Genomic DNA, 12550 nt, shown 5'->3' on the forward strand with positions numbered 1-12550 from the left:
CAGGAACAGGGCGAGCCACGTGAGACGTCTCATGAGTCCCTCCTTGGGAGTGCTGACGAGGTGTTGATCAGGGTCGAGAGGAGCTGCGCGATCCGCCGGAGCGGCTCGCGCAGCTTGTCGGCCTCGGACGCCGAGGTGGTCTTCACATAGCCCTCCGCCTCGTCGAAGGCGAGCCGGACGGCCGTCGAGCTCTTGTTGTCCCGCGAGGAGACGGCGAAGTCCACGAGGTTGTAGTAGCGCCACATCGCCTCGAGGAAGCGCTGGCCCGTGGCCGCGCGCGCCTCACGCGAGAGCGTGCCGCCGGCGAGCTGGCGATCGGCCTCGAGCGCCAGCTCGCGCGCGAGGGCGGCGAAGAAGATCATGAGGCGGCGCTCGACCTCCAGCCCGTCTTTGGACTGCAGGGCGGCGCGGGTCCCGCTTTCCAGCCCGGCGGGCAGCGTCCCCGCCTTCTCACGCATGGCGGCCCTGAGCGCGCCCTCCTCGAAGAGGCGCAGCGCCACGTCGAACTTCCTGGCCTGCAGCGAGAACTTGATCTGCTTGAAATTGGTCGTGATCCCGTTGTCGCGCGGCGCGTAGGCGCCCACGTGGTGAGCGGAGGCGGGGGACGCCAGGGTCAGGAGCAAGGCGAGGGCGGCGAGGGCGCTCATCGGCGGACGAGCCTGAGGGCGACGACACCGGCGAGCCACCAGAGCGCCACGATGGTGGCACCACCGAACGGGATCCAGACGACCCACTCCGCGATCGCCTTTCCTCTCTCCAGCCCGACGTACGGGATGAGTGCCGCCCACAACAGGTAGCCGAGAGGGTAGCACGCTCCGCCCACCGTGAGAAGGCTGATAATCAGGGGCCGCGCCGGCGCCGTGCGCACGAGCGTGGCCGCCACCGTGCTGGTGGCGATGATGACCAGGCCCATGCCCTCCGCGTGCATGTGGAAGAGACGCAGGCCCGCGTCGAATTTCACGAGGGCCTCGTCGAGGATGCGCTCGTCGACGTCGCGCACGCCCACCAGGCCGTGCACGGCGGGATGCGTGAGCATCGTGCCGCGCGCCCAGCGCGTGATCTCGATCTTGAAGCGCGACATCGACGCGCCGCCCACTTCGGCGCATACGATGAGCACGACGGCGACGAGCAGGACCCAGACAGGCGGCAGGCGCCACGTGGTCTCGGGGGTCATGGGCGCGGAGCCACGTCCGCTCGCGCCGGCGCCGCGTGACGGCTGCGCACGGCGAGGCACACGGCGAGAGCGATCAATCCGGCGATGGCGGCGCCGCCGAGCGGGGTGAGGACCCAGCGCTCGGCGAGCTCGATGCCGGCGTCACGGCCGAGTTCGAGCGCGCCCGCGCCGTAGACGAGGTAGCCGATCGGGAAGAGGCCGCCCGCGGTGAGAAGCACGTAGAGGGCCGCGCGCGCCCGGCGCCACGGCACCGCGCTCGCCACCAGCGTGCTCGTGAAGAAGAGGATGAGACCGAGGCCTTCCGCGTGGAGGTGGAAGAAGGACAGACCGGTTTCGGCGCTGTACACCGCGCGGGCGCGCACCTCGTCGTCGTACTCCGCGGAGCCCGAGAGCCCGTGCGCCGGCGCGTTCGCGTTGACGCGCGCCGTGGCGTAGCGGGCGATCGAGGGCCGGAGCTGCGACATGGCGGCGCCGCCCGTCTCGCCGAGGGCCAGCACGAGGACGGCGATGAGGACGATGGCGAGTGGCGGACGTCTGAGCGCGATCGCGTTCCCTCCGGGGGCTGAAGTGGCGGGATGGTAGCACCGCGCTGCCGATTTGTCATTACGCGCCGCCTGTGGCAACATTGGCCGGCCGATGAGAAAGATGGGAGACCCCATGACCGCAGACGCGTGGAGCGGGGCGATCGATCGCATGCTGGGCCGCATCCAGGACACGGCGGCCCGCGTGAAGGACGGCTTTCCCCACTGGGCCGATCCGGAGACGGGGCAGTGGACCACCACGCCCGAAGGCGACTGGACGGGCGGCTTCTGGATCGGCCAGCTGTGGCTGGCCGCCGCGGCGACGGGCGATGCGCGGTACCGGTCGTGGGCGGCGCCCTTCGCCGAGCGCCTGCGCGCGCGCATCGACGCGCAGACGGTGTTCAAAGCGAACCGCTGCGAGTTCATCGTGGGCAGCTACTACCTCTTCGAGAGCCTGCTCGGCCTCGCGGGCCGCATCGACCCCTTGCGCGTGTGACGGCGGTGCCCGGCGGCGACCGTCGGCGGGGCGAGCAGGCTCTGCACTCCGCCCACGCCGCGCATCATCCCGATAGGCAGAAGCGGTGCCGGAACCCCGTGATTGCGGCCATCGGCGGGTATACCATGGGGGCCGGCCTCGAGCTGAGGGAGGGAGCGCCGTGGCGCACTCGTTCGGTCTGATCCTCGCCAACCGCGCCGTCGTCCTCGGCGCCGTCAAGGTATCCGACCTCCTCGCGCTGTCGGCGGAGGCCGAGCGCGCGGGCGTCTTCGACGCCGTCTGGGTGGGCGACAGCCTGCTCGCCAAGCCGCGGCTCGAATCGGTGACGCTCCTCTCGGCGCTGGCCGCCGCGACGTCGACCGTGCGACTCGGCGTCGGGTGCATGGCGACGTTCGTCCACCGGCACCCGGTGATGCTCGCCCATCAGTGGGCGAGCCTCGACGTGCTCTCGAACGGCCGGGCATGGCTCGCCGCGTGCCTCGGCGGGCCGAGCGAGGCCAACGCCGCTCAGGCGGCCGAGCACGCGGTCATGGGGGTGGCCTCCGCCGAGCGGGTGGGGCGGCTCGAGGAGGGCATCGTCGTGCTCCGGAAGCTCTTCCACGAGAAGAACGTGACCCACGAGGGCCGCTTCTACCGCTTTGCCGGCGTCACGCTGGAGCCCAGGCCCCTGCAGGATCCCTGCCCGATCTGGATCGCCTCGAACCCGACCGGCCTCACGTGGAAGGGCGGTGCCTCCGCCTCCGAGGCCGTGATCGAGCGATCGTTCCGCCGGGTTGCGCGCCACGCCGACGGCTGGATGACGAACAAGGTGTCGCCGCGGGAGTTCCGCGCCCAGTTCGCGCGCATCCAGGCCATGGCGCGCGAGGAGGGGCGCGACCCGGCGAAGCTCGGGAGCGCGCTCTACCACAACCTTCACATCAACGAGGACCGCCAGCAGGCGCTCGAGGAGTCGAAGAAGTTCCTCGACACGTACTACACGGCGAACTTCAGCGCGAAGTTCGTCGAGCAGTGGACGGTGGCGGGCAGCCCCCGGCAGTGCATCGAGGGGCTCCGCGCCTACTTCGACGCGGGGCTCGGCCACATGGCTCTGCGCCTGAGCTCCTGGGACCAGGCGGGGCAGTTCACGCGCTTCCTCCACGAGGTGGCGCCGGCGTTCGGGGGGCCCTAGAACATGCTCACGGCCATCGACCACCTGATCATCGCCGTCCCCGACCTCGAGGCGGCGGTGAAGAGCTACCAGGGCCTCGGGTTCGCCGTGATGCCGGGCGGCCGCCACACGGGCATCGGCACCTACAACGCGCTGATCGCGTTCCAGGACACCGCCTACCTCGAGCTCATCGCCTTCTACGAGCCGCGCCCCGACCACCGGTGGTGGGCGCCGCTCCAGCAGGGCGGCGGGCTCGTGGACTTCTGCCTGCAGACCGACGACCTCGCGGGCGACGCCGCCGCGCTCCGGCGCGCGGGGATCGACATGGGCGAGCCGGAGCACCGGGACCGCAAGCGCCCCGACGGGTTCGAGGTGCGGTGGACCTTCGCCCTCGCGCGCGGGGCCCACCGGGGCGTCGCGCCGTTCGTCATCACGGATCGGACGCCGCGCGACGAGCGCGTGCCGCGCGAGCGTCGCCACCCGAACGGCGTGACGGGCATCGGCACGGTCGTCGCCGCCGTGGACGACATCGCCCGGGTGCGCGGCTGGTACAGCGCGGTACTCGGGCAGCCCGGCGAGGACATCCGGCGGCCGGATCTCGACGCCGCGGGCGTCCGCTTCGTGATCGGGCCGCACGCGTTCGAGTTCCTGGCGCCGGCCGGGCCGGGGGGGCCGCTCGCGGCCTGGCTCCGGACGCGCGGCGCCTCGCCCTACGCGGCCACGCTCACGACGAGCGGCGGGCCCGTGGGACCATTGGACGAAGCCAACACCTTCGGCGCGCGGCTCTCGCTCCGCGTCTGAGGGACCCGGAAAGGAGCGGCGAATGAAGCGCATCGCGTGTCTCGCTGTCATGTTCGCGCTGCTGATCCCGCCGGCAACGACCGTGGCCCAGCAGCCCGTGACGCTCGCCTTCTCGACGCTCGACACCGGCAGCGCCTGGTACGTGTACGGCGCGACGATGGCCGAGATGCTCAGGAAGACGCTGCCCGCCGGCTCGAACATCGACGTGAAGCCGCGGGCCGGCGGCGTCGGCAACCCGCGCCTGGTGGCCAAGAACGAGACGCCGCTCGGCTTGAGCTTCACCGTGACCAACCGGTGGGCCTACGAGGGCAAGGAGGCCTACGACACGAAGCTCGACACCCTGCGCGCCCTCGTCGGCGGGCTGGACACCTACTACCTCGTGGCGGTCGTCCCGAAGAAGGTCGGCATCGCCACCGTGAAGGACATCAAGGACAAGAAGCTCGCGGTCAAGGGCACGACGCAGCCGGTGGGCTCGCTCGGCGAGTTCGCCGCGCGGCAGCTCATGCGCTCCGCGGGCATGAGCTACGCGGACGTCAAGGCCTGGGGCGGCTCGATGCAGCACGCCGGCTACAACGTCATCGTGGACGCCGTCAAGGACGGGCGCGCCGATATGCTCATCGCGGTCGTCACGCCCAAGCACCCGTCGGTGACCGAGATCGCGAACGCGGTGGACGTGAAGTTCCTCGGCCTGGACGCCGAGACGATGAAAGCACTGGCGCCGCTCGGCTACGTGCCGGCCACGATGCCGGCGAACACGTTCAAGGGGCAGACGGAGCCCGTGCAGACCGTCGGCTTCCCGACGGTCCTCATCACCAACACGACCCTGCCGGAGCCCGTCGCGTACACGATCACCAAGACGATCCTCGAGAACAAGGACGCCCTCGTGCGGGGCCACGCCGGCCTCGCCGAGTTCGACCCGAAGACGGCGTGGCAGCCGGAGAAGGTGGGCCTCCCCCTCCACGCGGGCGCGGAGCGCGCGTACCGCGAGAAGGGCTGGATGAAGTAGTTGGGGTCGCCCCGCGTCTGGCTGGCCGCGGCCTGGTCGCTGTTCCAGCTCTACACGGCCTACGCGGGGCTCTTCGACCTCCTCATCCAGCTCCCGGTCCACGTCGCCTTCGCGGTCGCGCTCGGCTTCCTGCCCGACCCGATCCCCCAGTCGGCGACCCAGGCCGCCGCGCTGGGCGGGCGCCGGCCGCGCCGCCGGCTCGACGGGCTCTGCGCCCTGTTGACGGCCGCCTGCGTGGCGTACTACCTCTGGCACCACCAGCGGCTCGTCACGCGCATGGCGATGGTCGACGACCTGCCGCCGAGCGACGTCGCCGTCGGCGTCCTGTTCGTGCTCCTGCTGCTCGAGGCCACGCGGCGCCACATCGGCCTGGCGCTCCCGGCGCTGGCCCTCGCGTTCGTCGCCTACGCCTTCGTGGGGCCGTGGCTGCCCGGCTTCCTCTCTCACGGCGGCGAGACAGCCCTCGCCCTCGTGGACGCGCAGATGTTCACGACGGGCGGCGTCTTCGGCATCCCCACGCTCGTCTCGGCGACGTTCATCTACCTCTTCGTCCTCTTCGGCGGCGTGATGTCGCACGGCGGGCTCCTCCGCTTCTTCACCGACGCAGCGCTCGCCGTCGCCGGGCATACGCGGGGTGGCGCGGGCAAGGTCGCGGTGATCTCGAGCGGGCTCTTCGGCACCGTCAACGGCAGCGCCATCGCCAACGCCGTCACGACGGGCGCGTTCACGATCCCGCTGATGATCCGCGCGGGCTACCGGCCGAGCTTCGCCGCGGGCGTCGAGGCGACGGCCTCGATGGGCGGCCAGCTCATCCCGCCTGTCATGGGCGCCGCGGCGTTCATCATGGCCGAGACCCTCGGCGTGTCGTACGGCACGGTCGCCCTGGCGGCCGCGATCCCCGGCGTCCTCTACTTCGTCTCGGTCGGCGTGATGGTGCACTTCGAGGCCGCGCGCCAGGGGCTGCCGGTGCTGCCGCGCGCCGAGCTGCCGCGCCTCGGCGCCGTCCTCACGCGCGACCTCCACCTGCTCGCCGGCCCCGCGCTCCTCGTCTGGTTCCTCGTCGAGGGGCGCTCGCCGCTGTTCGCGGGGTTCTGGGCGCTGGTCACCGCGCTCGCCGCGAGCCAGGTCCGGCGCGACACCCGGATCGGCCTGCGGCGGGCGGCCGCCGTCCTGGTCCAGGGCGCGCAGAGCGCCTTGCCGGTCGCCCTCGCCTGCGCCACCGTCGGCGTCGTCGTCGGCGTCGTGTCGGCGACGGGCCTCGGGCTCAAGCTCGCGAGCGGGATCGTCGGGCTGGCGCAGGGGAGCATGCTCCTCACGCTGCTTCTCACGATGGTGGCCGCCCTCGTGCTCGGCACGGGGCTGCCGACCTCGGCGACCTACATCATCACGTCCATCATGGCGGCGCCGGCGCTCGTCCAGCTCGGGGTCCCGAAGCTCGTCGCACACATGTTCGTGTTCTACTTCGGCATCCTCGCCGACCTGACGCCGCCCACGGCGATCTCGACCTACGCGACGTCGTCCATCGCCGGGTCGGACGTCTGGAAGACGCAGTGGACGGCCATGGCGCTGGCGCTCTCCGGGTTCATCATCCCGTTCAGCTTCGCGTACGACCCGGCGCTGATGATGCTGGGCGCGAGCGTGCCCCACATGGTCCTGCGCACGGCGGCGGCGGCGCTCGGGATCGTGATGCTCGGCGCCGGCCTCATCGGCTACCTCCGGGGGCCGACCCGGCTCTGGGAACGCTCGCTGCTCCTCGCGGGCGCCGTGCTGCTGATCTTCCCGGGAGCGCTCGGTGACGTGGTCGGCGCGGCCTGTCTCCTGGTGGTGTCCGCGTCCCAGCGGACACGGCGGGTCCGCGTGCCCGTGCGCGGGTGACCGGGACGCCGTCCCCCGAACCCCATGTCAGGAAGGCTGGATCCTGCACGCGCTGAGCCGGTGGTCGCTCCGGTGACTTCCGATCGGGCCCCGCTGCCTCGCCTGGCGTGGATCGTCTGGGGGATCCCGGCCTTCCTCTTCCTGCTCGCCTTCGTCCACCGCGTGGCCCCGGGCGTCATGGCGAAGGACCTGATGCAGGCCTTCGACGCCTCGGGCGCCATCGTGGGCCTCCTCTCGGCCACCTACTTCTACGCGTATGCGGGCTTCATGGTGCCCGCGGGCCTGCTCCTCGACGCCTACGGTGTCCGGCTCGTCATGACGGCAGGCGGCGCCGTCATGGGGCTGGGGGCCATCGCCATGGCCGCGGCGCCCGGCACGGGCGCGCTCTTCACCGGGCGCTTCCTCGTGGGGCTCGGCGCCACGGTGACCTTCATCGGCGCGCTCAAGATCGCGGCGACCTGGTTCCCGCCCTCGTACTTCGGCACGCTGTCGGCGGTGACGGCCGCGGTGGGCGTCCTCGGCGCCCTCGCGGGCACGCTCCCGCTGGCAGCGCTCATCGGGCTGGCCGGCTGGCGGGGCTCGTTCTGGATCATCGGGCTCCTGACGATTGCCGGCGTCGCATGCTGCCTGCTCATCGTGAGAGACCACCCACCCGGGCACGCCGGGGCCGATGCGCCCGTCCCCGGGCTCCGCGCCGTGATGGGCGGGATGGGCCAGGTCCTCGGCAACCCGCATACCTGGCCGCCCTTCCTCGCCTTCTTCTTCCTCTACTCGGCCACCGGCAACCTGATGCTCTGGGCCGTGCCCTACCTGAAGGACGTGTACGGGATGTCGACCACGCAGGCGGCGCTCCACTTCTCGGCCACCGCGGTGGCCCTGCTCGTCTCGGGCCCGCTGACGGGCTACCTGTCCGATCAGGTGCTGAAGCGGCGGAAGCTCCCCTACACCGTGCTCACCGCCTCCTACCTGGCGCTCTGGCTGCTCATGGTGGTGACGCTGGGCGCGCTCCCACTCTGGGCCGTCCCCGTCCTCTTCTTTGCGCTCGGCATGACCAACGGCGCCTTCGTGCTCACCTGGCCCCTCGGGCGCGAGGTCAATCCGCCGGCGCTGGCCGGCATCGCCGTCGCCGTGACCAACCTGGGCGGCTTCCTCGGCGCGGCGCTCACCCAGGGCCCGGTGGGCGCGGTGCTCGATGCGGGCTGGGCCGGTGCCATGGCCGGCGGGGCCCGCGTCTACCCGCTGTCGGCCTATCGCGGCGCCTTCGGCGTCTGCGCCGGCTTCGTCCTGCTCTCCATGCTCATGACGCTCTTCCTCAAGGAAACGCGAGGCCTCAACATCTATCACCAGCTCAGGGGGCGCTCCGCGCCGGCCGCCGGGTCGGCGCCGGGACCGTGACCCCGGGCGATCGGGAGACGCCGCTCGTGACGTACAACACCTCCTCCAGCCCGTCCATCGACCCCGCGCGCATGCAGCAGCGGCACCGCGGCACGCTCACCGATCTGCTCGGCGTTCGTTTCGTCGAGGGCAGCCGCGAGCGCATCGTGGCCGAGGTAACCGTCAGGAAGGACCTGCTGACCTCCGGGGGGCGCCTCCACGGCGGCACGCTGATGGCGCTGGCCGACATCGTGGGCGCGACCGGCGCCGCCGAGAACCTCCCGCCGGGGACGTGGACGACGACGCTCGAGTCGAAGACCAACTTCTTCGCGGCGGTGGGCAGCGGCACGATCCGCGCCGAGGCAACGCCACTGCATCGCGGCAGCCAGACCATGGTCTGGCAGACGCGGATCACTGACGAGTCCGGCCGGCTTCTCTCGATGACCGTCCAGACCCAGATGGTGCTGCAGAGGCGTCAAGCCGAAGGTGACTCTCCTGCTCCTCGGTCAGGAGCGCCAGGCGGCGTGCCCTGACGATGGCGGTGCATCGCTGATGGCCGGCACCCGCCCGGCGGTCCTCGGCCACGGCGGCGGGCAGCGTCTCGTCGAGGAAGTGCCCGAGGCCGCGGAAGAGGCGGCGCCTCACCTCGCCGTAGCCCTTCACCACGCTGGCCATCTCCGCCACCTCGAGGGCCAGGCCGCAGTCCAGCGCCGCAGCCTCCCGCACCGCCCGTTCCCAGCGGTCCATGAGCGCGGCCTCGCGCTCGTAACGCAGCGACTGCGGCCGCAGGGCACGCAGTCGGCCGAGCAGCCACACCCGCAGGAAGCCCAGCACGGTGGTGGTCCTCACGTGCTGGGCGAGGCTCGGTCGGCCCCGGGGCCAGCGGCGCTCGGCCCAGCGCGCGACGGGACGAGCCAGGGCCGCGGGGAGAATCCCGTAGATCTCGTCGAGGTCCGGCTTGAGGTAGTCGGTGACGACCAGCGTCGATCCCTCCTTCGCCGCGTTCTCCCGGCCGATGCGCTCGAAGCGCCCTCGCCGGGTCTTGAGGTCCGCCACCCGGATGGCGTCCTCATAGGTCATCCACACGGCGAGCCGGCGGGCGAAGGCCCGAGTCAGCCGGCCCTCGGGGTCCACGGCATGGATGGCCCGCACTCGCTCCAGGAAGCGCTCCGCGTAGCGGGCGTCCTGGTAGTCGACGAGCCGCGCGAGGGCCTCTCCCAGTGTCTCGTGGAGATGCTCCGGGAACTCCCTCTCGGCGCGGGCAGCGAGCGCCAGGAAGTCGCGGCCCCTCCGGCCCAGCGCCGCCGCGCGCTCGCCCCTGAGAGCCGTCCACGGGCGCCGGGGGCGAGGCGGCCCGGCGGTCTCCACGCCCAGCTCCACGAGCTCCCGGCCGGCCTTGAAGCCCGCCAGATTCCGCTCCACGGCCACGCCACCCTCCCCGATGGCCGCCTCGAAGGCGCTCCCTGGAAGCGGCAGCACCCGGGTCGCGGACAGGGCGCCCAGGATCACGGCGTTGACCTCGCTCTGAGCCCGGCGGGCCGCCGCCCGCGCGTCGAAGGTGACGGCCTGGCGGGTGAGGGCCCGCGCGGCCTCCCGGATGCGGGCGGCGGGGAAGACGCCATCGCCGGGGACGCTCTTCTCTCCGATCGCGTAGAGGCGATGGGTGCTGGCGATGAGCAGCGTCCGTTCCGGTGAGGCGTAGTCCAGCTCGAGGGTGCGTCCAGCCTCGAGCCACTCCGAGGCGATGATCACGTCCACATCCCCCGGGGTCGGGTAGAGCGAGAAGACCAGGTCGGGCGCGCCGGCCTCGCGCGGCTGCGGTGCGATCTCGATGTAATAGGTCGTGGCCCCCGTGCGCTGGGCCACACCCGGGATGGAGGTCGACTGCACGGCATGGCCGGCCTGGTCCGCGGCCGCGACGATCCACTCGGTGAGGACGCCCCCGCCCTGCCCGCCGAGGGCGGCGATGAGGATGGACAGGGGACGGCGAGGATCGCGCGGCATCAGGCCGCTTGCAGCCACCCGATCACCCGGCGCCGCATCGCCCAGAGCGCCCGCTCCCACGGTCCCGGGTTGTGGACCACACGCACCTCGTAGAAGGACGGGCAGAGGGCCGCCGCGTGGGCCACCTCGCCACAGAGCCCACAGCCCACGCAGCTCTGCTCCACGTGGGCGACCGGATCGTCCCGGAGCGGATCGGCGCTCTCGCCGAGGGTCAGTGACGGGCAGCCGTTGAGCCTCGTGCAGGACTTGTCGCCGGTGCAGACGTCGGGATCCACGCCGAAGCGCGGCGTCTCCACGCGCGCGCCCGCCCTGAGCTGCGCCTCCGTCTGCGGCCTGGTACGGCGCTGGCGCTCGAGCTGGCACTCGGCCCTGGCGATGATCACCTTGAGCCCGCCGGCCGCCGTGGTCATGGCCTCCCTGAGCGTCGCCAGCGTCGCTCCCACCTTGTACGGGTTCACCACCCGGAGCCAGGAGACGCCGAGGCTCCGGATGGTGTCGGCGATGGACATCCTGACCTCGTCCCCCCGCGGGTTCTTCCCCGTCGAGGGATTGGCCTGCTGGCCCGTCGCCGAGGTATAGAAGTTCTCCAGGATGACCAGCACCGAGTCCTGCTTGTTGTAGACGGCATTGGCGACACCCGCGGTGAGGCCCGAGTGCCAGAAGCCGCCGTCACCCAGGATGGAGACGACGCGCTTGCCGAAGGCGGGGGCCACGGCGCTGGACGAGGCCAGGCCCATCCCGTAGCCGAGGATGGTATTGCCCATGTTGAAGGGGGGCAGCGTCGCGAAGGCGTGGCAGCCGATGTCTGCCGCGACGTGGGTGTCCCCCAGCTCACGCTGGGCGAGCTTGAGCGCGCTGAAGACGGGGCGCTCCGGACAGCCCGTGCAGAAGGCCGGCGGCCGCTTCGGCAAGGGCGCGCCCAGGATCTCCCGGCCGCGCCCCGCGTGGGCCGTCAGGGCCCCGCGCCGCCGCGCGGCCTCCTCGCCGAGGAAGCGCGCCAGCGCCGCCAGGACCACCTCGGGGACATACTCCCCCTGGACGGCCACGGTCTCCTTGCCGTGGAGGCGGACGCCGAGGCCACGCTCGTAGGCCAGCGCCTTCAGCTCCTGCTCGACGAAGGCGGGCATGCCCTCCTCGAGCACGAGCACGCGCTCCTTGCCTGCGAGGAAGGCGAGCACCTGCTCCGGGACCAGCGGGTGGACGACGTTGAGCACGAGGATCGGGATCTGGCTCCGTCCGGTCTCGTCGGCCTGGCCCAGGAGCGCCAGGGCGCGCAGCGCCGTGGGGGTGAGCCCGCCCTGGACGATGATGCCGAGCCGCCCCTCCCTGCCGGGAAGCAGCTCGTTGAGCCCGTGCTCGACGATGTAGCGCCGCGCGGCGGGCAAGCGCCGCTCGTGCTTCTGCGCCTCCTGCAGGTAGGTGGACGGCGGATGGCTGATCCGGGCGTAGTCGAACGACGGCCGGGCGAGGCGATCCCGCATGCTGATGGCGGGCCGCCGGTTGTCCTTGCAGACCATGCGGCCGCGCATGTGCGCCGTGCGAATCCTGACGCTCAGCACCACCGGCAGGCTGGCGGCCTCGGACAGGCCGAAGCTCTCCTCGACCATGTGGGCCAGGGTCTGCAGCGCCGGTCGAGGGTCCAGCAGGCAGAGCGAGGACTTCAGCGCGAAGGCGTGGGTCCGCTCCTGGATGATGCTGGCGCCGGCGCCATAGTCGTCCCCCACCACGACCAGGGCGCCGCCGAGGACGCCGGCCGACGCGAGGTTGGACAGCGCGTCAGCGGCCACGTTGGTGCCCACGATGGACTTCCACGTCACGGCGCCGCGCATGGGGTAGTTGATGGAGGCGCCGAGGAGCGCGGCGGCGGCGGCCTCGCTGGCCGAGGCGTCGAGGTACACGCCCATGGGCTCGAGCAGCACTTCGTTGGCCTCCGCGAGGACATCGAGCAGGTGAGACACCGGCGCCCCGGGGTAGCCGCCCACGTAGGAGACGCCCGACTGCAGCAGCCCCTTCGTGATGGCGAGGATGCCCTCGCCGCGGAGGATCGCTCCCTCCCCGAGCGCCAGCTGCTTGACTTCGGCCGCGAAGGACCGTTCCATAGGATTCTCTTTGTACCACAGCCCCCAAGCGCCGGGAGGGGACGAGCATGGCG

11 protein-coding genes are annotated in these 12550 nt (G+C 72.0%); 7 read left to right on the forward strand and 4 right to left on the reverse strand.

Going from position 1 to position 12550, the window contains the following annotated elements; genetic code table 11:
• Positions 1-29: 29 nt before the first annotated feature.
• Genes HYV93_21920 through HYV93_21930 form a run of 3 tightly spaced genes read right to left on the reverse strand, consistent with a single transcriptional unit; the run spans position 30 to position 1638 of the window.
• Positions 30-647, reverse strand: a complete 618-nt coding sequence (locus tag HYV93_21920; protein ID MBI2528626.1) for a hypothetical protein — start codon at positions 645-647, stop codon at positions 30-32.
• Positions 644-1174, reverse strand: coding sequence for a hypothetical protein (locus HYV93_21925; GenBank protein ID MBI2528627.1), 531 nt, complete (start codon positions 1172-1174; stop codon positions 644-646). Before HYV93_21925 ends, HYV93_21920 begins: the two co-directional genes overlap by 4 nt.
• Positions 1171-1638: a hypothetical protein gene (locus tag HYV93_21930; protein MBI2528628.1), complete on the reverse strand. Its 468-nt coding sequence runs from the start codon at positions 1636-1638 to the stop codon at positions 1171-1173. Before HYV93_21930 ends, HYV93_21925 begins: the two co-directional genes overlap by 4 nt.
• A 193-nt stretch (positions 1639-1831) precedes the next feature.
• On the opposite strand from HYV93_21930, the gene HYV93_21935 reads away from it, so the two are divergent.
• The 7 genes from HYV93_21935 to HYV93_21965 all read left to right on the forward strand — a co-directional run bounded on the left by HYV93_21935 (position 1832) and on the right by HYV93_21965 (position 8927).
• Positions 1832-2191 carry a hypothetical protein gene (locus tag HYV93_21935; protein MBI2528629.1) on the forward strand — a complete coding sequence of 120 codons (360 nt, stop codon included), beginning with the start codon at positions 1832-1834 and terminating at the stop codon, positions 2189-2191.
• Between the two features lie 160 nt (positions 2192-2351).
• Positions 2352-3359: an LLM class flavin-dependent oxidoreductase gene (locus HYV93_21940; GenBank protein ID MBI2528630.1), complete on the forward strand. Its 1008-nt coding sequence runs from the start codon at positions 2352-2354 to the stop codon at positions 3357-3359.
• Positions 3360-3362: 3 nt separating this feature from the next.
• Complete coding sequence (locus HYV93_21945) at positions 3363-4139, forward strand: VOC family protein (protein MBI2528631.1); 777 nt, start codon at positions 3363-3365, stop codon at positions 4137-4139.
• Between the two features lie 22 nt (positions 4140-4161).
• Entirely contained in the window at positions 4162-5145 is a 984-nt protein-coding gene (locus HYV93_21950) for a TAXI family TRAP transporter solute-binding subunit (protein ID MBI2528632.1), read from the forward strand.
• Positions 5146-7020, forward strand: coding sequence for a TRAP transporter fused permease subunit (locus HYV93_21955; GenBank protein MBI2528633.1), 1875 nt, complete (start codon positions 5146-5148; stop codon positions 7018-7020).
• Positions 7021-7092: 72 nt separating this feature from the next.
• Positions 7093-8415, forward strand: coding sequence for an MFS transporter (locus HYV93_21960; GenBank protein ID MBI2528634.1), 1323 nt, complete (start codon positions 7093-7095; stop codon positions 8413-8415).
• A 71-nt stretch (positions 8416-8486) separates the two neighbouring features.
• Positions 8487-8927: a PaaI family thioesterase gene (locus tag HYV93_21965; protein MBI2528635.1), complete on the forward strand. Its 441-nt coding sequence runs from the start codon at positions 8487-8489 to the stop codon at positions 8925-8927.
• A gap of 1470 nt (positions 8928-10397) precedes the next feature.
• On the opposite strand, the gene HYV93_21970 is transcribed toward HYV93_21965, so the two are convergent.
• Positions 10398-12497: an indolepyruvate ferredoxin oxidoreductase subunit alpha gene (locus tag HYV93_21970; protein MBI2528636.1), complete on the reverse strand. Its 2100-nt coding sequence runs from the start codon at positions 12495-12497 to the stop codon at positions 10398-10400.
• Positions 12498-12550 lie beyond the last annotated feature (53 nt).

The organism is Candidatus Rokuibacteriota bacterium, from assembly GCA_016188005.1.
Classification (GTDB): domain Bacteria; phylum Methylomirabilota; class Methylomirabilia; order Rokubacteriales; family CSP1-6; genus UBA12499.

Bases quoted from the DNA above. Each gene is read 5' to 3' on its own strand.
- HYV93_21930 (MBI2528628.1), bottom strand. From the start codon at position 1,638: ATGTCGCAGCTCCGGCCCTCGATCGCCCGCTACGCCACGGCGCGCGTC.
- HYV93_21935 (MBI2528629.1), top strand. From the start codon at position 1,832: ATGACCGCAGACGCGTGGAGCGGGGCGATCGATCGCATGCTGGGCCGC.
- HYV93_21920 (MBI2528626.1), bottom strand. From the start codon at position 647: ATGAGCGCCCTCGCCGCCCTCGCCTTGCTCCTGACCCTGGCGTCCCCC.
- HYV93_21950 (MBI2528632.1), top strand. From the start codon at position 4,162: ATGAAGCGCATCGCGTGTCTCGCTGTCATGTTCGCGCTGCTGATCCCG.
- HYV93_21925 (MBI2528627.1), bottom strand. From the start codon at position 1,174: ATGACCCCCGAGACCACGTGGCGCCTGCCGCCTGTCTGGGTCCTGCTC.
- HYV93_21970 (MBI2528636.1), bottom strand. From the start codon at position 12,497: ATGGAACGGTCCTTCGCGGCCGAAGTCAAGCAGCTGGCGCTCGGGGAG.
- HYV93_21965 (MBI2528635.1), top strand. From the start codon at position 8,487: ATGCAGCAGCGGCACCGCGGCACGCTCACCGATCTGCTCGGCGTTCGT.
- HYV93_21945 (MBI2528631.1), top strand. From the start codon at position 3,363: ATGCTCACGGCCATCGACCACCTGATCATCGCCGTCCCCGACCTCGAG.